The organism is Sulfurimonas sp. (assembly GCF_034005705.1).
GTDB lineage: Bacteria > Campylobacterota > Campylobacteria > Campylobacterales > Sulfurimonadaceae > Sulfurimonas.
Window position 1 is genome coordinate 1 of the sequence record NZ_JAVEUF010000020.1, and the last position, 26,511, is coordinate 26,511.

The following is a 26,511-nucleotide window of genomic DNA, read 5'->3' on the forward strand; positions in this document are numbered from 1 at the left end:
ACGATAACACCGTCACCGTAGTATGTATTGAAAGATTGCGAGTCAACAAGTGTCTCTATATGTATCATGTTTGAGACGCGTGTACGGGTAAGTACAATGTCGTTAAAAGCGTAATATTTCACCTCTTTGGTATTCTTAATAACCGTTGCTTCAAGGACCGCTCTCTCATCTACCCTATATCTGTTTTGAATTATCTTCTCGACAAACGTATCAAGCTCATCAAGTGAAAGATCCGCCAAAAAACCGAGATTGCCGGCATGAACACCTAGTATTGGGATGTCAAAATCAAACGATTTTCTTACCGTGGATATAAGCGTTCCGTCCCCGCCGAAGCTTACAATAAAGTCGCACTCCATGCAGATGCTTTTAAAACTCTCGCCGCTCATGCCTATCATCTTTGCACTTTTGCTCTCAAGCAGAACATCGATGCCGTGGCTTCTGAAAATCTTCTCCAGTTTTAGATAGCCATCTTTTATTTCAGGGGATGAGGGTCTTAAGACTACGCCTATTTTTTTGATCTCTTTGTTTTTCAAAATATCTCTTTACAGAATTGTTTCCTAAAATTATACATAAAAAACAAAAAAATCTCTCTAATTATGTGATAAGCCAAATTTGGGTACAATCGCGAAAATTATTTACTAGGACTCTATTTTTATGAGAAGTCATTATTGTACAGATTTAAGTGAAGCAAACGTTGGACAAGAGGTTGTTCTGACAGGTTGGGCAAACAGTTACCGCGATCATGGCGGGATTATTTTTATTGATCTAAGAGACAAGAGCGGACTTATTCAGCTTACTTGTGATCCTGAAGACAATGCAGCGGCACATAAGGTTGCAGACGGTGTTCGCGACGAGTATGTTCTTATAGCAAAAGGTACTGTTCGCCATCGTGGAGAGGGTCTTGTAAATCCTCGTCTAAAAACCGGTGCTATCGAGGTTATAGTAAAAGAGCTCATTATTGAGAACAAGTCTGCTCCGATCCCTTTTATGATAGGTGATAAGAACGTAGGCGAAGAGACAAAGCTTAAATACCGCTACTTAGAGCTTAGAGATCCTGCAATGTATGAAGCGTTTCGTCTTCGCTCAAAAGCTGCTATCGCTGCAAGAAACATACTTGATGCAAACGGATTTTTAGAGGTTGAGACTCCGATTTTAACAAAATCAACTCCAGAGGGTGCAAGAGACTATTTGGTTCCGTCACGTGTTCACAGCGGTGAGTTCTATGCGCTTCCACAATCTCCTCAGCTTTTCAAACAGCTTCTAATGGTAGGCGGATTTGACAGATATTTTCAGATAGCAAAATGTTTCCGTGACGAAGACCTAAGAGCAGACCGTCAGCCTGAGTTTACTCAGATAGACGTCGAGATGAGCTTCTGCGATCAAGAGGATGTTATAAAAGTGGCAGAGGATCTTCTTGAGGCAATGTTTAGCGCTTGCGGCATAGATGTAAAACCTCCGTTTAACCGCATTTCGCACATGAACGCTATGGAGTGGTACGGCTCTGATAAGCCTGATCTGAGATATGACCTTAAAATGGTTGACGTTATCGACATCTTTGAGAGATGTGACAACGAGATATTTACAAATATTGCAAAAAAGCCGCACACAAACCGTATCAAAGCTCTTAAAGTTCCGGGTGCAGACCTCGTTTTCTCAAAGAGAGAGATGAAAAGCTTTGAGGATTATGTCCGTAAGTTCGGAGCTCAGGGACTTGGTTACTTTCAGATGAAAGAGGATGGCTTAAAAGGTCCGCTTATCAAGTTCTTTAGCGATGACGATATCGCACTTTTGATTGAGAGACTGGGCATGGAAGTGGGTGATGTAGTATTCTTCGGTGCAGGTGATAAGAAAACTGTATGGGACTATATGGGGCGTCTGAGAATCTTTATTGCCGAACATGAGAAGATGAACCTTGTAGACAAAGATGCTTTTGAGTTCGTGTGGGTTGTTGACTTCCCTATGTTCGAGATCGAAGATGGAAGAGTAAAAGCGCTTCACCATCCGTTCACGCAGCCAAAAGATACCGATAAAGACGACGTAGAAGAGATAGAATCTATCGCTTATGACATTGTTTTAAACGGTACTGAGTTAGGCGGTGGAAGTATCCGTATTCATAAACAAGAGGTTCAAGAAGAGGTATTTAAACTTTTAGGAATAGATGAAGAAGAGGCTCAGGAAAAATTCGGCTTCCTGCTTGATGCTCTAAAATTCGGCGCTCCTCCGCACGGCGGTTTTGCGATCGGATTTGACAGACTTATGATGCTTATTACTAAAAAATCAAGCATCCGCGATGTTATCGCGTTCCCTAAAACGCAAAAAGCTTCTTGTATACTTACGAAAGCACCGAGCACCGTTGATAACAACCAACTTCGTGACCTGCATATTAGACTACGCGAACAGGTAAAATAGTCATATTATGAAAAAGCTTTTTCTAATCATCGGAGCGCCCGGCTCCGGTAAGACCACGGATGCAGAGCTGATCGCAGAGCAAAACAGCGAGATAACACACTACTCAACAGGCGATATGCTTCGCGCAGAAGTCGCAAGCGGCTCTGAACTTGGCTCTGAGATAGAGAGCTACATCTCTAAAGGTCTTATCGTTCCTATAAAAATAGCAATAGAGACCATTGTCAATGCAATTAAAAACGCTCCGACGGATATTATCATCATTGACGGCTATCCTAGAAGTATGGAGCAGTTAGAGGCTTTAGACAACTATCTTCAGAGCGACTCATCTTTAGAGCTTTGCAGTGTTATCGAGGTTGAAGTAAGCCAAGAGACTGCGCGTGATAGAGTTTTGGGGCGTTCTCGCGGCGAAGATGACAAAGTGGAAGTTTTTAACAACCGTATGAAGGTCTATACGGAGCCACTAGACGATATAAAAGAGTTTTATATAAAGAAAAACCTGCTTCACACAATTAACGGAGAGAGAAGCATCGAAGAGATAGTCTCAGAGATGTACTCTTTTATAAGATCAAAAATTTAATTGAACCCTGTATGGGGCTCAATTAACCTAGTTTTGAAACGATAGCCGCTTCAACTTCAGATATATCAGCAGTTCCATCAACAGTAATGTACATCAAAGAAGCTATCTTGTCCGCTTGCTCTTTATAGTAACCGATAAGAGGTTTTGTCTGCTCATGATAAACTTTTAATCTATCGAGTACTACCTCCTCTTTATCGTCATCTCTTTGAACGAGCTCCTCACCTGTTATATCATCTTTGCCCTCTACCTTTGGCGGATTAAAAACAACATGGTAAGTTCGCCCACTTGCCAAGTGCGCGCGGCGACCCGACATACGCTTTACTATCTCGGCATCCGGAACGTCTATCTCTATAACGGCATCGATCTCTACACCCGCACTTTTAAGAGCGTCTGCTTGAGCAATGGTACGAGGAAAACCGTCGAGTAAAAAACCGTTTTTACAATCATCTTCTTTAATTCTATCTTTTACCAGTCCGATAATGATCTCATCGGTTACAAGCTTGCCTGCGTCCATTGCGGCTTTAGCCATTCTACCCAACTCTGTTCCTGCTTTTATTGCCCCACGGAGCATATCTCCAGTAGAGATTTGAGGAATGTTATATCTTTTCGTTAAAAACCCTGCCTGAGTCCCTTTTCCTGCACCAGGAGCTCCAAGTAATATTATTTTCATGTTTATCCTATCTGTTTTGTTGGTGTGATTATATATAAATGTAGTTAAAACTAGCTATAAATAAACCTCCTCTGAAGCGTAATTTTCATAAAATACGTCCAATTAACCATAGGAAGCCAAATGCCATTTTCCAAACTGGGTCTCTCCCTGCAAATCCAAAGCGCGCTTAAAAAAAGCGGCTTTATAACGCCTACTCCTATTCAAGAAAAGGTTATTCCTCTTGCGCTCAAAAATCATGATATTATGGCGATGGCGCAGACCGGAAGCGGTAAAAGTGCCGCTTTTGTACTGCCAATACTTGAACTCTGGTCTAAGAGTGTCCGCGAAGGAAAGCCGAAAATAAAAGCACTTGTTGTAACCCCTACTCGTGAACTCACACTTCAAGTTGCCGATGCTTTTAACACTTTTGGCGCAGATCTCAAAAGAGAACCAAAGGTTGTCTCTATTATCGGCGGAGAGAGCATAGGTGATCAAATCTATGCCATTCAGCAGGGATGCGATATCTTGGTAGCGACCTCGGGAAGACTTCTTGACGTGCTTACAAAAAAGCAGACAAACCTATCTCATCTTGAATTTTTCGTTCTTGATGAAGCAGACAAGATGCTAAACCTTGGTTTTTCACAGGAGCTTGATGCCATCCTTGAGGCAATTCCGCAAAAGCGTCAAAACCTTCTATTCTCCGCGACCTACCCTCAAAAAATCTTAGATATTGCCTCAAAGATTACACAAAACCCTATCAGAGTAAATATTGAGCAAGATGTGCCTACTGTAGAGAGTGTGGCACAGCGCGCTATAGAAGTAAATCGTGAAAATCGCGGCCCGCTTTTAAGACATCTGCTTGATAATGAAAAATTAGAGCAAGTTCTTGTGTTTATGGCAAACAAAAGAGCTACGGACAACATAGCGGCTAAGTTTAAAAAGTACGGCTATAAGGCGGAGTCGTTTCACGGAGATCTGCTTCAAGATGAGCGCACACTTACGCTAGATGAGTTTAAAGCCAAAAAGATACGCATACTCTTTGCAACCGATATAGCCGCTAGAGGACTGGACATAGAGAATGTCTCATGTGTTATAAACTTTGACCTTCCTCGCTCGCCTACCGACTATATTCACCGCATTGGACGCACGGCAAGAGCCGGCAGGTCAGGAACGGCTATCTCGTTTATATCTCACGAGGATAAAGCGCATTTTGGTATTATCCAAAAGAGATGCAAGGTAAATATAGCAATGGAGCAGATAGAGGGGTTTGAACTAAAAGGCGAAGCCCCTATAAAAGTAAAAGGTCCGCAGCCGATCAAAGGCAAGGGTAAAAGTAAAAAAGACAAAGCAAGGGAAAAAGCTCTTAAATAGGCTATATGAATATAGTCCAATAAATTGTCACTAGGTAATTTATTGGCTACTATGTCTTATTATACTTTTTATCATGGTTTTCAAGAAGTCTTTTGCCGTGTACTACTGCTACAAATAAGACTCTATTTGATTCAATTTTATAAATTAATCTATAACTATAAACAAATATCTCTCTGATATTAATATCATTCATCTCAGGGACTTTGCGACCTAATTCTGTAAACTCTTTTAAAATTTCAGCTTTTTCAAAAAAATTTGATACTACAGATTTTGCATAAGTAGGAGAATCTTTTTCTATATAAGTGGCGATAGACTCTATATCTTCAAGAGCCTCCTCTGACCACTCTAATTTAATAGCCATTTAGCCATTCTTACTTTTGCATCTTTATGTGATGAGACTTCACCGTTTTTCGCACGACCAATGCCGTTTTTTATTTTTTCCACAACATAAAGGTGATACTGTATATCCTCGTAAGTACAATCATCAGGAAGATTTTGAATCATCTTTTGTGCTTCTTGTTTGACTGCTACCATGGCACTTCCTTTTTTATCAATATTATAGCATATTTGTTTTTTGAGTATAACGTTTGACTTCACTAAAAGCTTGCTGTTCAGTGCTAGATTTTGTTGGATATTTTATTTGATAACCCATTGATAGTCACCATTATAAAACCCATAATGTTCTTTGTGAAATGTTTCCATTGAGGCTACATATTGTGATAATATCAAAATAACATCACTTGCTTGTGGAATGTCATCTTCATCAAGTAAATCTAAAAAATCTATTGCACTTGAATCTTCTAATACTTCTCTAACTTTTTCAAGTAATCTATTAGTAATCTTGATCTTACTTTTACTTATTGCAGAGTCTGGTTTTTTTGATGATAAAGCTTTAAATTCAACATACATTGCCTTTAACAATGGCATTGTTACATCGTAATTATCAGCTTTTTCTTTAGTTGTATAATATAATTTACTCAATATTTATCCTTTTAGTTTTTGCGGTCTTACGGTCTTTATTTTATCTTCATCATTGGTATCCCAATACCAAGCCCCATGAATTTGGATAACATTATCTGCTCGAAGTTTTTCAAAACACTGGATATATTGTGATAAAATGAATACTACATCACTATTAAATGGCATATCATCTTCTTCAAAAATACTAAATTCATCAAAAGGCTTATACTTTTCAGAAAGAAACTCATTGCTATCATTAATAAGTTTATTTAAAAACTTTAATTTAAATTTATTGATTGCATCATTAGGATTTTTTTTAGACAACAATGAGATTTCTTCATATACACTTATTAATTGTCCTGAAAGCTTTTCAAATATATCTATATCATTTTTATTCATACGTTTCCTTTATTTATCAAGATGGGCAACTTCTTCTAAATTCAATATATTTTTTCTTCAAAACTTCAATTGGTGTTCTTTGCTTACTTTCATAAACTTCAACCATTAATTTTAAATCTTCATCTGTTATAGCAATAATACATTTCCTTTGAGAAGACCATAAGTTTACCGTGTTTTCATACATGGCTTTTGATAAAGGGTTTCTAGTAAGAAATACACCAAAGTTCCCAATATTATCTTGCATATATCTGTTTAATTGATTTATATGATCTCGGCTGATTTCTTTTACATTTTTCATTTCAATAACTAATTGTCTATTGTTGTATTCAGCGAAAATTTCATCTAAAAAATCTATATCTCTATTATTATAAAAAATGAGATCTCGAATATGTCGACCTGATTCAGTTCGACTTTGTGTTTGAGCAAAATCAAGATGTGGGTAAAAGAGTGAAGCTAACAATGAAGCAGAAAGCTCTTCATATTGTATATCTGCCCCATGCTCTTTTCCAGTGTTTAGTTTTAGAATTTGGCTAAGTTTTCGCTTTGCTGATAGAACCGGAATTTGACTAAATAAAGGGTCATTTTTACATTCTTCAGAAGTTTTTGTTTTGTATTCAATATAGCCTTCAATTGTTCCATAATTTTCTCGATTAAAATTTAAAACCTTGACACGCTCTTCAGGTTCGTCTGGATTAAATATTTCATCTCTAGGACAATATTTTTGAAAATAATCTTCATAATTAATCCATGTATTAAAACGCAACCATCTTTTTGGTGTAAAAATTAAAGGTTCTTTTGTTAATGGGTTGACAGGTAAATATACCTTTTGATTTCTATCTAAAGTATTAGTTTTGTAGTTATATATGGAATCTAATATGACACCTTCAATTGGTATTTTATTTAACTCACATTGCTCTATAGTGTAGTCAATCAAAAAGGACTTTAAAAAGTTGCAAGTAATATCGCTTATTCTGTCTTTTGAAATACCTGAAATGTACAATTGAATAATTTCAAAATGTGTAAATCCAAACTGACTGTACTCTGGTATATCTTTAAATAAATTCAAAATATCCTGAGCTTGTTTCTCGCTTATTTTAGTTCCCTTTCTTGTTTTTGATACACCCAAACCAACTTCATGACATTCTGATAGGTTTATTAGTAGCGATAAAGCTTCATTTTCTCGTTTCTTTTTTATTAGGTAATTTAAATGGTTAAATGAATTTGTAATAGTCGTGTGTAGTGCATTGTCTTGTTGGGAAGGAGATTTCCATAATAAAAAAGGATCAATATATAAAGGTATATCTTCATCAAAAAATTGTATTGCAAAATCTAAATCAGCTTGGTTCTTATGAATACCATGATAGTCTGTTAATCTTGGTCTAATAATGTCCATTTAATTCCTTATGTGTATCCAACGGTCAAGCCGAGCAATAATTTACGCGCCCTTGGGTAAATTATTGGCTCCTTCGCTTTGTTATGTTTTTATAATAGTTCCTATTGCTTTACCTATAATTTTAAACTCTTCATATGTAAATACATCTGATTTTGCGTTATTACACCAATAACATGAAAGTTTACAATTTTCTCTACTGTATGGAGTATCATTTATTCTTTCAATTTCCAGCGTTTTCCCTCTAGTGCCATTACGTTTTGAAATGGTCTTTTTATAAAATATTTCAATTTCTTTATCAGTGCTATCGCAATAACAACATTTTTTTTCAATAGTTGTATGCCAATCAATAAAATCATCTCGTGACCAATAATCTTCAAGGTTATATCCTGGTTTTTTCTTAACTCTTGACTTTATGCTACTAAACTTATCCGAGGCTATTTTTTGTTCTTTAGTATATTGTATCCATCTTGCCATTTTAATTAAATCCTTTGGAACATAACGGTCAAGCCGAGCGACACTCTGAGTAGCAGTATAGCATACGAAGTATGCGGTACTGATATGAGAGAGCGGAAAGAGTGTTCGCTCCAGCGACTTGTTATCGGAGCCGTAAGGCGGAGGTAACAAGAACTCGCTCGGCTTGACCGTTCATCCTCGCCGTTGGCGAGGATGAACGTTTGTCGTGAGCAATAATTTTCCCGCTAGGGTAAATTATTGGTCTCCTCGTTTTTGTTAGATTTTTTAGTACCTTTATAATCACCATATTCAGTTAGTGTATACAATGACTCTGAAGGATGGTTTTTTTCTATATCAAGTTTTTGAACTTTAATTAGTGAATTTATATTGCTAGTAAGGGTATTTATTATTTTTTCAAAATCTTTCAATAGCAGTTCTGAAGTTGACTTTGAATTGATTAGCATACTTATAAACATTTCAAGTTCCGATATCTTAAGACATGATTCAACTAATATCATTCTATTTCCACTTTTTATATATTTGTATAGATCTTGGTTTTCAAGTTGTCTTCTAATATCATTAAATTGCTTTTTAGTTTCTATCAGTGTCAAAAAAAAGAAATCATTCGATAAGTTCAATTTTTTTTGACAAGTGACTTCTTGTTGATTATTTATATTTGCAACACGTTTTATATGAGTTGAAAACTCTTCATTAAACTTTTTTGTTTTATGAAGTAATAAAATGAGTAGGTACTCAAAATGTAAGATAATAGTTTCTTTTTCTTTTTCAGTTTTATTTTTTTCAACTAATTGTGAGTTTCTTATTGATTTAATCATACTTAAAGAAGCTAAGAATGCTGAAATTAAAATGGCAAAGGCACTAATATATAATGAATTATCTTTAATCGTATAGATTTTGTAGCTTAAAATAATAAACACAAGAAAAGCAATAGTCCAAAAGAATATATATAATAAATTAATAAACCTGTCCATTTTCAACCTTTTAAATTTCTAATCTAACTATTTATTCAACTACATTATATGCAAAACAACCTTTGTTCACATAAATAACTTACATTTTGTTTGTTAATTAATTAGCAAAAAATATGACAAATTGTCATATTTTTAATAAAAAAGAGAAAAATTCTATAAAATTCTTAAAGTTTGAGTGTTCGTTTAATACTGTATATTCAAATTAAATCACATAATGTGTGTTAATTGTCAAATATCTTGCATAACTTGCAAAATGTTACTTAAGATAAAAGAGTTCCAAATATTAAGATACAAATACAGGAGAACCATTTGAAGTATTTAGAGACTAAATTTATTAAACTCAAAATTTTTATTCACTTTTTAAAAAAGAGGATGCTTCGAGTTTAAAATCATTACTGTATCATTTCACTAAAAAAGGGTTTTATGAGACTGTTACTGCCACTTTTGCTATTACTCTCTCTGACAAGCACTGCATCTGCAAATGAGAACTGGATTCCCATAACACCTGTAGATAAGCCTCAATCTTCAAAACAGGCTGGAGCGGTGAACAAAATGATTAAAAATGCCACTGTCATTAAACAGCTGATTGATCCAACTAGTAAAAAAGAGACAGTAACAACTAAGGAGAAAAATTGGTTTGTGGTGGGTAGTGAGGAAAGTAAGTGATTATATTAGATTTTTAAACTGGTCTTACATGTCAAATAGACATGCAAAACCACAGAGAATCAATCCTCTGTAAACCCAAAGTCCTCTTCACCGGACTCATTTTGAGCCTCCAATATATCATCGATCAGCTCTTTGCACTCATCCTCTTCGATATCACCGCTTTTTATATCTTCTAGTACATCCTGTAGGTCAGCCTTAAATTCGCGAAGCTCCTCTATCTCATCTTTCGCTTCTTCGCCTGCCTCTTTGCTATCAGCTATCTCCTCAAATATCTCATCCAATCTGTCATCTATATCAGGTATGACGCTCTTTGTTATTAACTCTTCTAATTGTTGTGCGTAAGACATACGGTTTCCTTGATTCTTTTTAGTATAATACATAAAAAAGATATAACGGTAGATAAAAATGAACTTTTATGCATGCATTATCGGCAGTGAAATATTAAACGGCCGCAGAGTTGATAAACATTTTGAATTTGTAAAAAATGAACTGCAAAAGTACGGGCATGAGCTCTTCGCCTCTTTTATAATTAAAGATGATGGGGAACTTATCAAAAAAATATATAAGCTTGTAAAAGAGGATGATAAAAGCGTGATGTTCTCTTTTGGCGGCATCGGTGCCACTCCTGATGATCTTACAAGAGCTATAGCCGCAGAGGTGTTTACTTCCAAGCCTCTGCAAAGACATAAGAAGTTTGAGCAGGATATCATAGATAGGTTTGGCGATGAAGCATACCCTCACAGGGTCCATATGGCCGATCTGCCGCAAAATGCACAGCTTTTGCAAAACCCCATCAACAATATGTCTGGCTTTTCTCTGCAGGATAGATTCTTTTTTACTCCCGGATTTCCGCAGATGTCGCACCCAATGATCGCTTCGGTGATAGAGCGTCTATTTAGCACCTCAGTGCAAAAATACAGAGCCACCCTGCTCGCAAAAACAAGCGAAAATACGCTTATAAACATAATGAAAACAGTCCCGCCAGAGATAGAGCTCTCATCTCTGCCAATACTAAACAGTGAGGGTGCTTCTGTTGAGATATCTTTGTGCGCTTCAGACAAAGAACTTGTAGATAAGAACTTTAAATTGTTTAAAGACTTTTTGGAAGATTCACAAATATCATATAATATAATTTAATATTACTTTCATTTTGTCGATTTATTGTCAATAAGTAAAAATCAAGGAATCCTGCTATGATAATTTGGTTATTGGCACTGTTATTGCTTTGTTTGTCCATATATGTTGCTTATCGCTTGTTATTTCTTAACAAAAAAGAGAGAATTCAAAGAGGGGAGCATCATTACACTTTTAAAATATAAGAGGCAGTGATGGCTATAATGCGCAATAACCATGTCTTCAAAGGACATAAAACACTTTTGGGTGCCAAGTATGTAACATACGGAGAACTCGAACTTCCACTCAGATACGACATCTTTTCTTCATCAAAAAACGGCTTTGACTGGGGTCATAACGGAAGCGCTGCACAGCAACTATCATTTTCAATACTTTATCAATTAAGCAACGAAGAGTTTGCCAGAGAGAACACGCTGCTTTTTACAACAGAGATAGTTTCAAAGTTCAGCGGCAGAGATTGGATAATATCTGCTTCAGATGTCCTAAAATGGATAGAGGCGCACTCACACAATAAGAACGAACTCAAAAGCAGCCAAAAAGAGAAAAAAGAGGAACCTGCAAATGTCTTAATGCTAAAGACGCAAAAAGCCTCTAAAAAGCCAAAGCCTAAGAGCAATGTTGTAAAACAGATATGCGGCGAGCTTCAGATCACACAAAAAGATCTTGCAAATATTTTAGAGATCCCTGAGGGAACGGTGAGCAGCTGGGCCGTTAAAAACGAGATCCCAAGACTCGGGAAAAAAGCGATAGAGTTTTATATGCAGAGTCAGAAAAATGAACAGATCATAAAGAGTTACAAGAACTTTGTCAAACTGCTTGATGTCTCGTAAAAATAGTGCTTGCTCTATGACGCCTATCTGGCATAGCTGGTATTTTTAGGCGCTGACTCGTCATAATCCAAAAGAAGCAAAATACTTTTTTTGTTTGTTTTTCTTGCGAAGTCAGTAACACTTATCCCCTTCGCATCTACTGCATTTTTATCCGCGCCGTGCTCCAAGAGTAGTTTTGCTATATCTAGACGGCCGTAACAAGCAGCCGCCATCAAAGGAGTAAATCTGCTTCTTCTTGTAGTGGCGTTGACGTCTATACCTTTTGATATCAAGTACTTAACCATCTCTATGTTGTTGTAGGTGACAGCCATATCAAAAATACTCACACCCTCTTCGTCAAAATCATATATATCTGCACCGCTATCTACTAGAAACATAATAAGTTCAAAATCGCATCCGTGTCTTAATGATGAGGCAAGGACGGACTCTCCAGTATCGTTGGCTTCATTTACGTCCGCACCATCTTTTAGGTACTTTTTTATGCCTACGATGTCATTATTTTTTAAAAGTTCAATCCATTTGTTCATAGCAGAAGTATATACTAAATTGCTATTAGTAATGTTTAAGTATAATGCTTTTTACAAATTATTTAAGCGAGAATTCATGGAAATCATTCAGACTACAGATGCTTTTGTGGCACTTATTCAAAATATTAAATCATCAACGAAGGGCTACAAAGATCCTTTGGCATTTGGTATATGCAGAGTAGATATGGGGCAGTTAAATCTTACAAAAACACTTCAAGCTACCTATCCTGTTATTAACTGGAATGAAAACTTCGGAAGTGCGGCTATCTTTATCCAAGCATTGAAAGAACAGGGTGTTGAAATAGATTTCAACGAGAGTGAAGTTGTATGTAACATAAACGCTTCGTTCTTAAAAAGTTGTTTGAACGCGTTCACACCTTATGCCGATGAAGCATACGGCGATGCTCACAAAAATATTCAAGTTGTCTCTGCTCTGTATAATCAGATCATGAACAGCGGCTCTTTAGAGGGTGAGTTTAAAGTGACTTTCATTTTTGCGGATGAGCCGCTTAAGAGCGTTGAAGCTACTTACTTAAAGCTATATGCACTCTCACAGGCAAAAGTTGAACTAAGAAGCATAAACCTAAACGGTGCATTTGGTGCGCTGCCAAATGTTGCTTGGTCAAACGGACAGCCTATCGAGCTTGATTATCTTCGTGAATTTGAGATAGAGTTGAAACTATCAAACGAATATCCGCATATTGACTTCATAGATAAATTTCCAAGATTCCTTCAACATATTATCCCAGCGGACAATACGCGCATATTAGATACTTCAAAAGTAAGATTCGGAGCACAGCTTGCAGCAGGTACAACTGTAATGCCTGGAGCTTCATACATCAACTTCAATGCGGGAACAACAGGCCCTGTAATGGTTGAGGGAAGAATCTCAAGCTCTGCTGTTGTCGGAGCAGGAAGCGATGTCGGAGGCGGAGCTTCTATACTAGGAGTTCTTAGCGGAACAGACGGCAACCCTATAACAATCGGTAAAAACACACTTCTAGGAGCAAATTCTACTTGCGGTATTCCACTAGGGGATGGCTGTATTATTGACGGCGGATTGGCTATTTTTGCCGGAACTAAAGTTCATATAAATGATGAAGAGATAAAAGAGCTTCAAGAGGTCAATCCGGGAGCAGAATTTTCAAACATAATGAAAGGCACTGAGCTTGCGGGATTGAATGGGGTCCATTTTAGACAAAACTCTCTAAACGGCCAGTATGTAGCCCAAAGAAGTACAAGAGAGATTAAATTAAATGCTGAGTTGCACTAAGATTTAATTTTTTAAAGTAATAGTTTTTTCAGTCTATTAAGACTAAAATGAACAAAAGAATAAGGAGTTCTCATGAATGTTTCTAACAACATATCATCCCTGCAGGCTCATCAAACAATGATGAACAGCAGTGCCAATAACGTAGCAAATGTCAATAGCGAGAAGTACGTGCCGACTGATGTAAGAATGCAGAGCAGTGAGAACTCCGTTACGCCAAATGTACGCAGAGCTGATGATAACGGATCAGCAAACAGCCAGAGTGATCTCTCAAAAGAGCTTACCGATCAGATAGTCGTTGAAGATGTTACAGCTGCAAATGTAGCTGCAATTAGAACACAAGATGAGATGTTAGGCTCTCTTTTAGATACAAAAGCCTAACAAAAACTACAAGTTTACTTTGTCAATATATTCATACTTGTCAGATTTTTGAGGATCTCAGCCTCTTCATCATAGTTTTCTTGATATTGTCCGAGTCTTAAAGAGCTAAAAATAGGCTTTCCTATTATTACCCTGCCTTCATCCGTTTCACTCTTGGTCTTTATGCCCCATGTATTATGAAAGACCACTATCTCATCGTTATATGTTCCTACATATAGAACTACGTGTCCCCTTTTGTACAGAAGCGTCTCAAATGGTATGGCCTTCTCTTTAATTATATCTATCTTCTCATCGTCCGAGAGGTTCTCAAGAGATATTACCTTGCCTATTTTGCTCTGCTGGTATGAGTTTCTAGGCAGCCATATACCAAAAGGTGTGAACATATCTCTAAGCATAGATGAGCAATCTCTTTGTTCATACATTCCACCCCAGCCGTAGTTTGTTTTTGAAACCTCGTTTACAATAGATGTGAGACTATTCTTATTAAGCAAGAGCATATCTTTTGTCGCTATGTCTTTGTATATTTTAGATTTTAAAAAGAGCGGTTTTGAATTTTTAAATGATGAGACGGCAAGTATGGTATATGTATCTTTTTCTTCGGATATCAGCGGGAAAGCCATACCGACTTTTGATCTGAACAGGAAATTTCCCTGAGTATCATATATTGGACTGTCTTCAACGGTAATATAGACTTTTTTTGCTTTTTGCCACTTCTCTGTATGTTCATCTTTTAAAACTGTAAATTCATTAGACTTTAGCCATCCCGAAGCGTATCCGGTAAATACGAATGCCCACTCTCTGTCTTTTGAATAGTGAGATATGAAAAGCGGCTCATTTGCATGTATTGAGCTGTTTTGAAGATAATCAAACGGAAAACCCTCTCCGGCAAGGCTTGGGTCTTTTAAAAGAGGTCTGATGGTAGGAAAAGCTCTCATATTGCTGTGTTTAAGCGTTACGGCTTTTTTATTTACAGTGCCGTATGCTTTAAAGTTGGCATTTTCAAGCATTGTATGAAAGAAACTCTCCTCTAAAAGACGCAGGTTCTCTCCGTAGCTTTTATTGACTTTAAATGAAGCAAAAGGCCACATTACAGATTTTAGATCCTCCTGCGGTTTTTCAATGTTCCATATACTAAAATAGTTCTTATCATACTTTTTTTGAATGTCGTAAATGGTTTTATTGTCCTCTATTTTGTCTGCATAGTAGCTTGCATTTTGAGGTATATTAAGCAGGTCATATATCTCCAGATCTTCTTTGATCTCTCCCTTTTTTAGATCTTTTTGAACTTCCTGCAGATATACAACATCTTCAACGGCTTCAACTTCAGCCGCATCCTCTACTCTGCTCTCGCTCTTTGGTGGGAGCTCTTTTGGCGCACATCCCATAAATAAAACTATAGATAAAAGAAAAAATATATATCTCAAAACAGAACCCTTTTAATCAACACTTCCAAATCTGCTCACAACTCTTCCTATAACCTCTATCTCAGATGGGTCAAGAGTTTGTGTCGAGTAGACTTGATTGTCGGATATTATATCTATTTTCCCGTCAATTCTCTTTTGAATTCTCTTTATAAAGAGCCCTGCTTCTGTTCTGATAGTAAAAATACCGCCTCTTTGAAGGTCGGTCTTGCTTCTGTTTATAAAAACTATGTCGTTGTAGCTAAAAGTAGGCTCCATAGAGTCTCCTGAGACGTTTATAGCCTCAATGTATTTGAGCTCTCTCTCTCCGCCAAGCATTATTACAAACTCATGAGGGATCTCTATGCCATGTGCTTCTTCCTCATCTGCATCTGCTCCGCCGCCTGCGGATGCATTCACATTGCCAAAGTATTTAACCATAAAGAACCTGTTAGTGGCCTCCACAAGGCTTTCTGGTGATTGTCCGTAAAGCAGCCAGTTAATAGATATAGACTTTGTTGCACAAAAATCTAATAGTTCGCCGAATGGGATCTTGTTTCTTTTTTTCATAGTTGCAAAATTCATTTGCGATATACCAAGTATGTCAGCCACATCTTTGTCGTATATCTTTCTGCCGTTAAACTCTGTAGAGACAATGCTTTTTATCTCTTCTACGATCTCAAGAAAATTTTTCATCTTTTCTCCTTTTTGCCAAATATTCAACCATTATATTTGAATTTTGCAATTTAGTCAAAGAAATATATGACAAAATGCAATATTTTTTAGATAAAGATAAAAAAATGTGTAATATTTTCAAAAATCAAAAGGATTTAACATGACAGTTGTAGTAAAAAATGTACAAAGCTTATTTGATAAATTTGAAGAAAATCTAGAGAGATGGGCAGAGAAGTTTTTTTAGAGAGTGTTCTCACTATCTTTTAACTTTTTCTCTTCAGCCTCTCTTTGTTCGGATTTGCTCTTATGATAGCCACCGAATACAAAGACCATAAAAAGTATGAAAAGAAGCATCATTACTATATCTATAAATGTGCTCACAGGCTTCCTTTAAAAGCGGTATAGTTCTGCCTTATTGCATCATAGAGAACTATTCCCGTGCTGATCGCCAGGTTTAGGCTTCTTCCATCCTTGGTCATAGGTATAGTTATGTTTTGCTCTTTGTAAGCATCTAAAATAGACTCTGGTATTCCGGCCGTTTCACTTCCGAAAAATATATAGTCGCCCTCTTTAAATGCTGCTTCGAAGTATGGCTTGTCTGTTTTTGTGGTGGCAAAGTAAGCATTGTCTGTTATTTCATTATTTTGAAAAAAGTCATCTATGCTCTCCCAGACGTGGAGATCCAGTTTATGCCAGTAATCAAGTCCTGCACGTCTGACCGCTTTTTCATCTATATCAAAAGCAATGGGCTTGATTATATGTAAAGAGGCTCCTGCATTAACGCATAGGCGGCCTATTGCTCCGGTATTATTTGGTATCTGCGGGTTTACAAGGACAAGGTTGAACAAACTCTATCCTTGAAAAATAACGGTTTTGTTTTCATAGACGAATATTCTATCTTCGAGTGCGAGCTTTAATGCTCTGGAGAGGACTACTTTTTCAACATCCTTGCCTGAGCGCTGCATATCTCTCCAGCCGTAAGCGTGGTCAACATGTATAACCTCTTGAGCGATAATCGGGCCCTCATCCAGATTGTTGTTAACAAAGTGAGATGTGGCTCCAATGATCTTAACGCCTCTCTCATAAGCCTGTTTGTATGGATTTGCACCAATAAATGCAGGCAAGAAAGAGTGATGAATGTTTATGATCCTGTTCTCGTATACCTCTACGAACTTAGGAGTTAATATCCTCATATATTTTGCCAAAACAATATAGTCTATCTCTTCAAACCCGGACAAACACTCCAATATCTCATTTTCATGCTCTTCCCTGTTTAAACCTTCATGTGAGATACAGATAAACGGGATGTTAAACCTGCTTACAAGAGACTCCAGGTCGCTGTAGTTTGATATAACGGCCAATATATTTGCCTCTAACTCTCCTGCCTCGTGTCTTATAAGAATGTCACCCAAAGCGTGCATCTCTTTTGTCGCCATAATGACTATATTTTTATTTTTAGGGGCGATCACATCTATGTTCGCATTTTTAGGCAGAACATCACACAATGATTGATATAGCTTGTCTAAAACGATATCGCCGTCAACAACGCTTCTCATAAAAAATTTATTATTCTCTTTGTCAACAAACTCGTTGTTCGAAAGAATGTTTAGATCGTTTTGAAAAAAGACGCTCGATATCTTATGCACCAAACCTTTTTCATCATTCGCATCTATAAGTACTCTGTACTGGCTCATTTTCGCTTGCCTCTCTCGATCTCTTCTACTCTTGAATCTATTGTAACGAGCACATACTCCAAAAAGTTAAGCGTCATATCTATTTTAGCCTCTATGTTTGTGTTGTTAGGAGCCTGAAACCCCTCAAAAAGTACAAGAAGCCTCTCTCTCATGGACTTTAAGAACTGCAGCTCGCTATTTGGAGTATGTTCATCTTCAAAAGAGGATTGATCTTCATTTTTAACCTCTTCTTTTGGCTCTTCTTTGGGTTCACTAAGAGGTTTTGGGTTATTTACTATATTTTTTTGTGGTTTATCACTCTCCATCTCTGCCAGAGTAGAGAGAATTACATCTTTTAGTTCCATAACTTCAATAACCACCTTTCAAATTCGTTAAACTCAACATCCGCTTCCATCTTTACAAAATACTCTTTCATCTGGGTATTTACGTTCAAAAACTTTTTTCTCATACCCGAGAGTCTTCTTATCGCTATCTTAGCATCACTATTTGAGGGATCTTTTTTAAGTATCTCTTTATATATCTCAAGAGCCTCTTCTTTTAGCCCTTGAAGTTCATAGATGTTTGCTAAAGTGAGTGTTTTCATTTTGCCGCATAATTAGCGATAATAGAGCCCATTTCGCTTGTAGAACAGACCTCTTTGGCATCAAACTGAGCTAAGTCTTTTGTTCTATAACCCTCTTTTAAAGCTCTTTTAATGGCAGCGTCTATCTTATCAGCCGCATCGTTTTCACCCAAAGCGTAACGAAGCATCATTGAAGCAGACGAGATAGTAGCGATCGGGTTTGCGATTCCCTGTCCTGCAATATCCGGAGCAGAGCCGTGTATCGGCTCATATACGCCGATCTTTGCACCGACGGAAGCTGAAGGCAGAAGTCCGATCGAACCTGATAGCATACTCGCCTCATCGCTCAAAATATCGCCGAAAATATTTCCCGTAAGCATTACATCAAACTGCTTAGGATCTCGGATAAGCTGCATTGCGGCATTATCTACGTACATATGAGAGAGCTCAACCTCAGGATACTCCTCTGCTACCTCTGTTACTACATCTCTCCAAAGCTGTGAGACATCCAAAACATTTGCTTTATCTACCGAACAGACCCTTTTGCTTCTTGTCATAGCTATTTTAAATGCCTGGTGAGCGATTCTTACGATCTCTTCACGAGTGTAGACCATAGTGTTCCACCCTCTGTTATCATCACGCCCTTTAGGCTCACCAAAGTAGATACCGCCGATAAGCTCGCGAACGACCATAAGGTCAACGCCTTTGACGATCCCAGGCTTTAGAGACGAAGCGTTGACAAGTTCGTCATACACAACAGCAGGACGAAGATTTGCATAGACGCCTAGCTCTTTGCGGAATCTTAAAAGTCCGCTCTCAGGTCTCTTCTCTCTAGGCAGGCTGTCCCATTTTTGACCGCCGATCGCACCGAAAAGTACAGCATCACTGTTTAGCGAGATGTTGATCGTCTCCTGCGGAAGCGGATCGCCTGTAATATCATAAGCGCAGCCGCCCATAAGAGCCTCTTCATAAGAGAACTCTATGTCACAGCATGAAGCCACGGCATCTAACACCTTAACTGCTTCATCTATGATCTCAGGGCCGATCCCGTCACCCTTGATTAGTGCGATTTTATATGTTTTCATTATTTACCTTTAATCTCATTTTGTGCAAAATTCATAAGTCCGCCCGCATCGATAAGCTCTTGCATAAACGCAGGAATAGGCTTGAAATTGTAAACTTTACCTGATGTTTTATTGGTAATCGTTCCATTGTTCATATCTACGCTTATCTCATCACCCTCTGCTATCTCGTGGCTCTCTTTTAGTTCAAATATAGGAAGTCCCATATTAAAAGCGTTGCGATAAAAGATTCTTGCGAACGTAGGAGCTATAACCGCTGCAACACCTGCCGCTTTAAGAGCTATAGGAGCGTGTTCACGGGAGCTTCCGCAACCGAAATTCTCATCTGCTACTATTACGTCTCCTCTGCTCATCTTATTGACGAACTCAGGGTCTGCATCTTCCATAACGTGTTTTGCCAACTCTTCCGGTACCGAAGTATTCAAATAACGAGCCGCTATTATCAAATCTGTGTCAATATCTTTTCCAAATCTCCAAACTTTGCCGTTAATATTTGCTTTTTGCATATAAATTCCTAATTAAGTACTAAATTAATTTTGCGATTATACCCAAAATGAAATTTTAGTTCTATAAAGAGCTATTGATTAAACTTATTGCAAAACTAAAGACACGCTCACTGAGGCTTCGCTAGGCTGCAGAACCGTTCGCTTAGTCTTTAGTTTTGCAAAAAAATATTACTTTTTTAATCTTACCTCATAGAGATCTTCTCTTCTATCTTTTAGGTTTGTAACGCCTCCGAACGTGTGGAGCTCTTTTAGAAGGTCAAGGTCTACGTCTGCGACAAGTATCATCTCCGTGTTTGGCGTAGATTCCGCTTTTATGCCGTTTGAAGGAAAGGCAAAGTCGCAAGGGGTAAATACCGCCGATTGTGCATACTGTATATCCATATTGCTTACCTTTGGCAGGTTTCCTACACACCCTGCGATTGCAACGTAGCACTCATTCTCTATCGCACGCGCCTGAGAGCATACTCTAACCCTTGAGTAGCCGTTTTGCGTATCCGTTAAAAATGGGACAAATAGTATCTCCATCCCCTCTTTTGCAAGTAATCTTCCAAGCTCCGGGAATTCAGTATCGTAACAGATAAGCACGCCTATCTTTCCGCAATCCGTATTGAACGTCTTGATCTCGTTCGAGCCTTTTAAGCCCCAGATGCGCTCCTCGTCAGGCGTTACGTGTATCTTGGAGTACTTCTCGATCGTACCGTCGCGTCTGCACAAAAAGCCCACATTGTAGAGATGGCCATCGACAAGCTCAGGCATGCTTCCCGTTATAATATTTATGTTGTAAGATATCGCCAGCTTTGAAAATTCATCACGAAATCTCTGCGTATAGCCTGCTAGCTCTCTTATCGCTTCTGCTTCGTTTAGATGGTTATATTTTGACATCAAAGGCGCATTGAAGAACTCCGGAAAGACGGCAAAATCGCTTCTGTAGTTTGATACCGCGTTTATAAAGTACTCTGCCTGTTCAAGAACCTCTTCAATGTTGTTATAAGGTCTTACCTGCCACTGAATAAGACCTAGTCTGATTATAGTCTTTTGTGTAAGCGGATTTTTCTTTGGTTGCGTATAGTAGATATTGCTCCACCCCAAAAGTGCCGCATATTCACAGCTCTCTTTGTCGCCTTCGAGATAATTTTTGATGACGCGCCTTACGTTAAAATCGTTTGAGAGCTGAAAATTTAAGACAGGGTCGTCGATCTCTTTCTCTTTGACCTTTTGTATATACTCTCTTGGTGTCATCTCTTTTGAGTAAAGGGCATAGTTTGGGAGCCTGCCTCCAAAGATAATCCCCTTCAGATTAAGCTCCTCGCACAGCTCTTTTCTGTAGTCGTAAAGCCTTCTTCCAAGTCTTAGGCCGCGGTATTTTTTGCTTACGAACACATCGACACCGTAAAGAATATTGCCCAGCGGATTAAATGTATTGAAAGTATAGTTCCCGGTTATCTGCTTGTAGGTGTGGTTATCTTCAAATTTATCATAATCAACTATAAGGCTTAGAGCAAAGCCAGCAAACTCGCCGTCTATCTTTATGCTTACCTGCCCTTTTGGAAATTTATTTATAAGTATTGCAAGCTCTTCCTTGCTCCAAGTGGAGTCCTTTAGGTGCCTGTACTCATCCTCCATCAGCTTGGCAACCTCTTTGTAGTCATCTGTCTCTAAATAGTTTAATTCAATTTTTTCTATATTTTTTAAGTTCATTAAAATCCCTGATTTTTTTCTACTGCTGATGCTATTGTACTAAAAGTAGTTTGATATATTATTAATAGGCAGTAAAGGAGAGAACGGCAGCGTAATACTAAATAGTATCAAGCTGCTTTTAGGAGTCTATTATCTTTTTAGATTGTTTGTAGTTTGGAGCATTTCATCACTTGTAGTGATCACTTTTGAGTTGGAGTCGTAAGCTCTCTGACCTGTAATAAGGTCTGTCAGCTCAACTACAAGCTCAACATTGCTCAGCTCGACAAAACCCTGTCTGAGCACTCCAAGTCCGTCAAGTCCCGGAGTTCCCTCAACAGGCTGTCCAGAACTGTCCGTCTCTATATAGAGGTTGTCTCCCATAGAGTGAAGCCCAGCAGGGTTTATAAAGTTTGTAAGCGTGATCTGTCCTATCTGTGTTGCCTGCGTCTGCCCTGGCTGAATAACACTGACAGTACCGTCTGTTCCTACGCTCACATTTGTAGCATCAGGCGGTATCACGACCTCCGGGACCATTCTGTAACCGTCACTGTTTACGATAGTACCGTTCTCATCTATCTTAAAAGCACCGTTTCTTGAATAGACTTCAGTTCCGTCCGGAAGCTCAAGTCTGAAGAAGCCTTTTCCGGTTACTGCCATATCGAGTTCGTTGTCTGTCTGTTTTAGACTGCCTTCGGAAAATATCTTGTTTATTGCCGTAGGTCTGACACCAAGACCAACCTCGATGCCCGTAGGGCTTTTTGTCACATCACTTGTTGATGTTCCTGCATACTCCATAACTTTGTACATCAGGTCTGCAAACTCCGCACGTGACTTTTTAAAACCAATAGTGTTTACGTTTGCAATGTTGTTCGCCGTCGTATCTATTTGTGTCTGCATTCCCAACATTCCCGTTGAGGCAGTATAAAGTGATTGCATCATGTTCTAAACTCCTTAAGCTTTTTTGGCAATTTTTTCAATTGCATCGCGGTTCATATCGTTCATCTGTGTATCCATCGCTTTTTGATACATCCCCACCAAACGGTTCGTCTCTATCAGTTGTGTCATCATCTTCACGGCATTTACATTGCTCTTTTCTACAAAACCCTGCATAACTGCTCCGCTCTCTTCAAGGCTTTTAATCTCCCCTTCGCCGTCATAACGGTATAGATTATCACCCTCTTTTTTCAAAAAAGCTATATTGTCAGGATGTGCCACAAAGAGTTTGGCATTCGGTGCAAAATTTGCGGTGTTTGGCACATTTGTATATATTTGACCGTTTTTATCTATCTCTATTATGCTGTCTTCCTGATTTAGGACAATAGGCTGTTTCGATTCAAAATAGTCGCTTGGCAGAACCTCGTAACCGCTTTTTGTTATAAGTCTTCCCTGATCATCTCTTGTGAATGTGCCGTCTCTGGTAAATCTGATACCATCGGGTGTTTTTACCAAAAAGAAAAGCCCCTCTCTTGATAGAGCCATATCTAAAGGGTTGTTGCTCTTTTGCATATCTCCCAAAGAGTGGTCGGTATATGCGTCAACGATCTGCGGAGCCTTGTTCATGGCTCTATTTAAAAACTGTGCCGCCTCTTTGGTGTGGTTTGCGTTTGGCAGTTCGTCTCTGGCTTCTTTGTAGAGACGCATAAAGTCACCGACAATGAGATTATCCTCTTTGTAACCTACTGTGTTTACGTTAGCAAGGTTGTTTGCTATGGTATCTAAACGGTTAAATTGGGTAACCATACCTGCTGCTGCTGAGTAATATCCGCTTTGCATAAAGTACCTTTGAACAATATTTTCAAGTTAGAAGCAAAGCGTGTTCCAATATTGAGAGAAGAAAATATTAAGAGTGTTTGGGTATAATCCACCTTTGAAAAATCTTATAGACCAACAAGGTGTATCTTCTATGACAGCTAAAGAACTCAACAAAGCTATCGAATCATTCTTTGCCAATCAAAAACCAAAAGAGTGCCTAACCTACGAATCACTAATAGAACTTTTTGACAAGCAGCCGACAGCTGCACAAGCCGCAAACATATTTAAACTTATACAAAAGCACAAAGCTTGTATCTACACTGCATCGGAGCATGCAAAGCTTCTAAACGACAAAGAGGCAGAAGCTAGAAAAAGCGCTCAAAGAAAGATGATAGAGAACAATGAAACTGATAGTTTCGACATCTTAAAAGAGCATGAGCTTCTGGAGTGGTCGCGTTCAGACTCTCCTGTGCGTATGTATCTTCGTGAAATGGGTCAGATCCCCCTTTTAACTAAAGAGGAGGAGATAGAGATCTCTAAAAAGATAGAGGGCGGAGAGAGCATCATTATCGACGCTATCTGTTCGGTTCCATATCTAATAGAGTTTATTTTAGACTACAAAGAGCCTCTTATAAACCGTGAAAGAAGAGTAAAAGAGCTATTTAAGAGCTTTGAAGATGAAAAAGATGACGACAGCGACGACTCAGACAACGATAATGATGACAACGACGATATCGATGATGAAGATGCTGAAAAGCCGTTAACGGTAAAGGACAAAAGCAGAGTAGAAAAAGTCACAACAAGCTTTAAAGCTTTGGAGAAAGCGAAAAAAGAGTGGGTAAAACTGACTGAAAAAGCGCCTGAGAACCTTGATGGAGAGCTTACCCCGGATATTATTCACTACTTTTTATCTGTTACTTTCAAAAAAAGCATCCTAAAAGAGAAGCTCTTAGACCTTGGTCCTACATCTAAGCTTATAAACGAACTTGTTAAAGCTATGGAGACGGCTCTTAAGAGTGATGAAGGGTATGATAAAGAACTTAAAAGATTAGAGTACAAACTTCCTCTTTTCAACTCTACTCTAAGAGCAAACCATAAAATTCTTGTAGAAAAAATCTGCGATCTCAGCAAAGAGGATATCGCAGCTATGGTGCCAGAAGCTACTATGGTAAGTACCTATATGGAGATCAAAAAGCTTGTTCAGACCAAAGAGGCTTCAAAAAACAGTTTTGACATGGAGCCTGAAAAACTCGCAGATATTTTAGAGCAGATAAAACGTGGTAAAAACATCTCTGAAATATCAAAAACAAAGATGGCAAAATCGAACCTAAGACTTGTCGTCTCTATTGCAAAGAGATATACAAACCGCGGGCTTCCGTTCCTTGACCTTATCCAAGAGGGCAACATAGGTCTTATGAAGGCTGTTGACAAATTTGAGTACCAAAAAGGGTATAAGTTCTCAACTTATGCAACATGGTGGATCCGTCAGGCTATTTCGCGTGCGATAGCAGATCAGGCAAGAACGATCCGTATCCCTATCCATATGATCGAGACGATAAACCGTATAAACAAGATCATGCGTAAACATCTTCAAGAACATGGAAGAGAACCGGATGTCGAGATCATCGCTCAAGAGGTCGGTCTCTCTGTTGAGAAGGTTAAAAACGTCATAAAGATCACAAAAGAGCCTATAAGCCTTGAAGCACCGATAGGCAGCGAAGATGACGGACGTTTTGGAGACTTCATAGAAGATAAATCATCACTCTCGCCTTCTGACTCTATACTAAAAGATGACCTTAGAGTTCAGATCGAGAACGTTTTGGAGCAGCTTAACGAGAGAGAGAAAGCGGTAATCAAGCTGCGCTTTGGCATTATGGACGATGAGTCTGATAGAACGTTAGAGGAGATAGGAAAAGAGTTAAGCGTAACGCGTGAGAGAGTCCGTCAGATCGAGTCGAGTGCTATTAAAAAACTTAAGCACCCTAAAGTCGGACGAAAACTTAAAAACTACATAGAAGAGTAATTGTATGACGTTTGAGCAGCAGTGGATAGAGTATGACTACAATCCCTTCATACTCTTTAGCTCAAATGGAAAAATAATCTCACTAAATGCAGAGGCTCAGTTCCTTCTTGGTGCTATAACGACCGAAGAGCTTTTTAACCTTGCTACTACTTATGCCAATGTCTCATTCGGGTTTAAAACGACTTTCGTTGAACTTGAATTCGGGCGTTATAGATTCTTTGCACTGACCGTAGGCTATGAAAATGACGATGTAATAGGCATAAAGCTTTATCAAGCGCCATCTTTCAAGATCAATGCCCAAAAACCGGTAGGTGAACTCACAAATATCTATACTCTTGTTGACCTCTGTATGCTTACCAACTCTATAAATTCAAAAGTAACGTTTGAAAAAGATTTTGACCCTACTATTCCGGAGATCATTCTCGACTCAAACAACTTCATAAAAATATTAAATAAAATATACTCCTGCTATGAAAAAAATGAGAAGATCACAACAAAGATATTCTATAGAGTCGGAGAGCATATTAAGTTCGAGAAGAACAAATATAGCATTTTTTCAATAGAAGTAAGCTCAAAGAAAATTGACGAAGAGAGAGTCGGCGAGCTAAAAGCGTTAGCCGCAAACACAAACTTTTATATAGATATTCAAAAAAAGATAACCATAAATATACCTATGATCACCTCATAGCTTTTTTGCGAAAAAATACCCCGCTAAGATCCCAACTAAAAGTGATGGAAGATATATAGAGATATCTAAAAGTTCATTGTTCTTAAGGGCTATAAAACCTAGCACTAAAAAAAGATAGGGAACCAACCTAAAGAGAGAGACTCCAGCTCTTGAGCCCTTTTTTATATCTTTTATATTTAGTATCTTTATCTTTTTCTTCTCTTCTTTGACGATCGCCTTAATATCGAGCTCATCTGCCGGTCTGTTATCTATCTCTATATCTTCATAAAGCTCATGTGGATCTTCTATCTCATCAAGTATATCTCTTTTATCATCTATATTATCAAGTGCTATCTGCTCTTTTACCATTTTTTTGTAGGCATAAGCAGAACCTGCAATTATAAAGAAGCTGCTTAAAGAGGCTATCTGAAGATTTATGTAAAACTCAAAGATCGGAAGAGC

The 26,511-nt window shown here is 38.1% G+C and carries 34 protein-coding genes; 10 read left to right on the forward strand and 24 right to left on the reverse strand.

All coding sequences use genetic code 11. The features are described from left to right. Positions 1–533: NAD(+)/NADH kinase (locus RBR61_RS08925; protein ID WP_320343701.1), on the reverse strand; the 533-nt coding region annotated here is incomplete at its 3' end. A 121-nt stretch (positions 534–654) separates the two neighbouring features. On the opposite strand from RBR61_RS08925, the gene aspS reads away from it, so the two are divergent. Together aspS and RBR61_RS08935 are read left to right on the forward strand one after the other, a co-directional pair. After that, positions 655–2,409, forward strand: coding sequence for an aspartate--tRNA ligase (gene aspS / locus RBR61_RS08930; RefSeq protein ID WP_320343703.1), 1,755 nt, complete (start codon positions 655–657; stop codon positions 2,407–2,409). A gap of 7 nt (positions 2,410–2,416) precedes the next feature. Next, positions 2,417–2,986 (forward strand): adenylate kinase, encoded by a 570-nt coding sequence (locus RBR61_RS08935; RefSeq protein ID WP_320343704.1) that lies wholly within the window; start codon positions 2,417–2,419, stop codon positions 2,984–2,986. A gap of 22 nt (positions 2,987–3,008) precedes the next feature. Here RBR61_RS08935 and adk read toward each other — a convergent pair whose 3' ends face one another. Next, on the reverse strand, positions 3,009–3,656 hold the full coding sequence (gene adk, locus RBR61_RS08940) for an adenylate kinase (RefSeq protein WP_320343705.1): 648 nt from the start codon (positions 3,654–3,656) through the stop codon (positions 3,009–3,011). Positions 3,657–3,776: 120 nt separating this feature from the next. Here adk and RBR61_RS08945 point away from each other — a divergent pair, with 120 nt between their 5' ends. Continuing rightward, entirely contained in the window at positions 3,777–5,006 is a 1,230-nt protein-coding gene (locus tag RBR61_RS08945; protein ID WP_320343706.1) for a DEAD/DEAH box helicase, read from the forward strand. A 49-nt stretch (positions 5,007–5,055) separates the two neighbouring features. On the opposite strand, the gene RBR61_RS08950 is transcribed toward RBR61_RS08945, so the two are convergent. The 7 genes from RBR61_RS08950 to RBR61_RS08980 form a co-directional block, all read right to left on the reverse strand. Continuing rightward, positions 5,056–5,367 (reverse strand): type II toxin-antitoxin system RelE/ParE family toxin, encoded by a 312-nt coding sequence (locus tag RBR61_RS08950; RefSeq protein ID WP_320343707.1) that lies wholly within the window; start codon positions 5,365–5,367, stop codon positions 5,056–5,058. After that, positions 5,352–5,540, reverse strand: a complete 189-nt coding sequence (locus RBR61_RS08955) for a hypothetical protein (RefSeq protein ID WP_314151623.1) — start codon at positions 5,538–5,540, stop codon at positions 5,352–5,354. The genes RBR61_RS08950 and RBR61_RS08955 overlap by 16 nt, the downstream gene beginning before the upstream one ends. Positions 5,541–5,642: 102 nt before the next feature. After that, positions 5,643–5,987 (reverse strand): hypothetical protein, encoded by a 345-nt coding sequence (locus RBR61_RS08960; protein WP_320343709.1) that lies wholly within the window; start codon positions 5,985–5,987, stop codon positions 5,643–5,645. A gap of 3 nt (positions 5,988–5,990) precedes the next feature. Further along, the gene (locus RBR61_RS08965; protein ID WP_320343711.1) at positions 5,991–6,365 is read right to left on the reverse strand and encodes a hypothetical protein; all 375 of its coding nucleotides are present in this window, start codon (positions 6,363–6,365) and stop codon (positions 5,991–5,993) included. 16 nt (positions 6,366–6,381) lie between these two features. Then, positions 6,382–7,758, reverse strand: a complete 1,377-nt coding sequence (locus RBR61_RS08970; protein WP_320343712.1) for a hypothetical protein — start codon at positions 7,756–7,758, stop codon at positions 6,382–6,384. Positions 7,759–7,839: 81 nt separating this feature from the next. Beyond that, entirely contained in the window at positions 7,840–8,232 is a 393-nt protein-coding gene (locus RBR61_RS08975) for a hypothetical protein (protein WP_320343714.1), read from the reverse strand. 224 nt (positions 8,233–8,456) lie between these two features. Then, positions 8,457–9,203, reverse strand: coding sequence for a hypothetical protein (locus tag RBR61_RS08980; RefSeq protein WP_320343715.1), 747 nt, complete (start codon positions 9,201–9,203; stop codon positions 8,457–8,459). Between the two features lie 423 nt (positions 9,204–9,626). Between RBR61_RS08980 and RBR61_RS08985 the strand changes: the two genes are divergently transcribed. Next, on the forward strand, positions 9,627–9,869 hold the full coding sequence (locus RBR61_RS08985) for a hypothetical protein (protein ID WP_320343716.1): 243 nt from the start codon (positions 9,627–9,629) through the stop codon (positions 9,867–9,869). Between the two features lie 59 nt (positions 9,870–9,928). Here RBR61_RS08985 and RBR61_RS08990 read toward each other — a convergent pair whose 3' ends face one another. Further along, a complete protein-coding gene (locus RBR61_RS08990; RefSeq protein WP_320343717.1) occupies positions 9,929–10,216 on the reverse strand; it encodes a hypothetical protein in 288 nt (95 codons plus the stop codon). A gap of 58 nt (positions 10,217–10,274) precedes the next feature. Between RBR61_RS08990 and RBR61_RS08995 the strand changes: the two genes are divergently transcribed. Together RBR61_RS08995 and RBR61_RS09000 are read left to right on the forward strand one after the other, a co-directional pair. Beyond that, positions 10,275–11,006: a molybdopterin-binding protein gene (locus tag RBR61_RS08995; RefSeq protein ID WP_320343718.1), complete on the forward strand. Its 732-nt coding sequence runs from the start codon at positions 10,275–10,277 to the stop codon at positions 11,004–11,006. A 200-nt stretch (positions 11,007–11,206) separates the two neighbouring features. Next, positions 11,207–11,833, forward strand: a complete 627-nt coding sequence (locus tag RBR61_RS09000; RefSeq protein WP_320343719.1) for a DUF6166 domain-containing protein — start codon at positions 11,207–11,209, stop codon at positions 11,831–11,833. A gap of 23 nt (positions 11,834–11,856) precedes the next feature. On the opposite strand, the gene RBR61_RS09005 is transcribed toward RBR61_RS09000, so the two are convergent. Then, positions 11,857–12,360 carry an ankyrin repeat domain-containing protein gene (locus RBR61_RS09005; protein WP_320343722.1) on the reverse strand — a complete coding sequence of 168 codons (504 nt, stop codon included), beginning with the start codon at positions 12,358–12,360 and terminating at the stop codon, positions 11,857–11,859. 76 nt (positions 12,361–12,436) lie between these two features. Between RBR61_RS09005 and RBR61_RS09010 the strand changes: the two genes are divergently transcribed. Together RBR61_RS09010 and RBR61_RS09015 are read left to right on the forward strand one after the other, a co-directional pair. After that, the gene (locus tag RBR61_RS09010) at positions 12,437–13,633 is read left to right on the forward strand and encodes a tetrahydrodipicolinate N-succinyltransferase N-terminal domain-containing protein (RefSeq protein ID WP_320343724.1); all 1,197 of its coding nucleotides are present in this window, start codon (positions 12,437–12,439) and stop codon (positions 13,631–13,633) included. Positions 13,634–13,705: 72 nt separating this feature from the next. Next, entirely contained in the window at positions 13,706–14,011 is a 306-nt protein-coding gene (locus tag RBR61_RS09015) for a hypothetical protein (RefSeq protein ID WP_320343726.1), read from the forward strand. Positions 14,012–14,025: 14 nt separating this feature from the next. Here RBR61_RS09015 and RBR61_RS09020 read toward each other — a convergent pair whose 3' ends face one another. The 12 genes from RBR61_RS09020 to RBR61_RS09075 form a co-directional block, all read right to left on the reverse strand. Continuing rightward, on the reverse strand, positions 14,026–15,396 hold the full coding sequence (locus RBR61_RS09020; protein WP_320343728.1) for an SH3 domain-containing protein: 1,371 nt from the start codon (positions 15,394–15,396) through the stop codon (positions 14,026–14,028). Positions 15,397–15,447: 51 nt separating this feature from the next. Continuing rightward, entirely contained in the window at positions 15,448–16,107 is a 660-nt protein-coding gene (locus tag RBR61_RS09025) for a LexA family transcriptional regulator (RefSeq protein WP_320343730.1), read from the reverse strand. A 219-nt stretch (positions 16,108–16,326) separates the two neighbouring features. After that, positions 16,327–16,467, reverse strand: a complete 141-nt coding sequence (locus RBR61_RS09030) for a hypothetical protein (protein ID WP_320343732.1) — start codon at positions 16,465–16,467, stop codon at positions 16,327–16,329. Next, the gene (locus RBR61_RS09035; RefSeq protein ID WP_320343734.1) at positions 16,464–16,934 is read right to left on the reverse strand and encodes a tRNA (cytidine(34)-2'-O)-methyltransferase; all 471 of its coding nucleotides are present in this window, start codon (positions 16,932–16,934) and stop codon (positions 16,464–16,466) included. Before RBR61_RS09035 ends, RBR61_RS09030 begins: the two co-directional genes overlap by 4 nt. Positions 16,935–16,937: 3 nt before the next feature. Further along, positions 16,938–17,780: a formyltetrahydrofolate deformylase gene (purU, locus tag RBR61_RS09040; protein ID WP_320343736.1), complete on the reverse strand. Its 843-nt coding sequence runs from the start codon at positions 17,778–17,780 to the stop codon at positions 16,938–16,940. Further along, complete coding sequence (locus tag RBR61_RS09045) at positions 17,777–18,124, reverse strand: hypothetical protein (protein WP_320343738.1); 348 nt, start codon at positions 18,122–18,124, stop codon at positions 17,777–17,779. Before RBR61_RS09045 ends, purU begins: the two co-directional genes overlap by 4 nt. Beyond that, a complete protein-coding gene (locus tag RBR61_RS09050) occupies positions 18,115–18,363 on the reverse strand; it encodes a tetratricopeptide repeat protein (protein WP_320343740.1) in 249 nt (82 codons plus the stop codon). Before RBR61_RS09050 ends, RBR61_RS09045 begins: the two co-directional genes overlap by 10 nt. After that, the gene (gene leuB / locus RBR61_RS09055) at positions 18,360–19,427 is read right to left on the reverse strand and encodes a 3-isopropylmalate dehydrogenase (protein ID WP_320343742.1); all 1,068 of its coding nucleotides are present in this window, start codon (positions 19,425–19,427) and stop codon (positions 18,360–18,362) included. The genes RBR61_RS09050 and leuB overlap by 4 nt, the downstream gene beginning before the upstream one ends. After that, on the reverse strand, positions 19,427–19,930 hold the full coding sequence (locus RBR61_RS09060; protein WP_320343744.1) for a 3-isopropylmalate dehydratase small subunit: 504 nt from the start codon (positions 19,928–19,930) through the stop codon (positions 19,427–19,429). Before RBR61_RS09060 ends, leuB begins: the two co-directional genes overlap by 1 nt. Positions 19,931–20,098: 168 nt before the next feature. Beyond that, complete coding sequence (locus RBR61_RS09065) at positions 20,099–21,628, reverse strand: bifunctional GNAT family N-acetyltransferase/carbon-nitrogen hydrolase family protein (protein ID WP_320343745.1); 1,530 nt, start codon at positions 21,626–21,628, stop codon at positions 20,099–20,101. Between the two features lie 129 nt (positions 21,629–21,757). Further along, positions 21,758–22,546 carry a flagellar basal-body rod protein FlgG gene (flgG, locus tag RBR61_RS09070; protein WP_320343746.1) on the reverse strand — a complete coding sequence of 263 codons (789 nt, stop codon included), beginning with the start codon at positions 22,544–22,546 and terminating at the stop codon, positions 21,758–21,760. Positions 22,547–22,558: 12 nt separating this feature from the next. Beyond that, positions 22,559–23,380 (reverse strand): flagellar hook-basal body protein, encoded by an 822-nt coding sequence (locus tag RBR61_RS09075; protein ID WP_320343747.1) that lies wholly within the window; start codon positions 23,378–23,380, stop codon positions 22,559–22,561. Between the two features lie 106 nt (positions 23,381–23,486). On the opposite strand from RBR61_RS09075, the gene rpoD reads away from it, so the two are divergent. Both rpoD and RBR61_RS09085 read left to right on the forward strand, forming a co-directional pair. Continuing rightward, on the forward strand, positions 23,487–25,382 hold the full coding sequence (gene rpoD / locus RBR61_RS09080; RefSeq protein ID WP_320343750.1) for an RNA polymerase sigma factor RpoD: 1,896 nt from the start codon (positions 23,487–23,489) through the stop codon (positions 25,380–25,382). A gap of 4 nt (positions 25,383–25,386) precedes the next feature. Then, on the forward strand, positions 25,387–26,070 hold the full coding sequence (locus tag RBR61_RS09085) for a hypothetical protein (RefSeq protein WP_320343748.1): 684 nt from the start codon (positions 25,387–25,389) through the stop codon (positions 26,068–26,070). On the opposite strand, the gene RBR61_RS09090 is transcribed toward RBR61_RS09085, so the two are convergent. Next, a partial coding sequence (locus RBR61_RS09090; protein ID WP_320343749.1) for a hypothetical protein occupies positions 26,065–26,511 on the reverse strand: 447 nt, incomplete at its 5' end. The genes RBR61_RS09085 and RBR61_RS09090 overlap by 6 nt on opposite strands.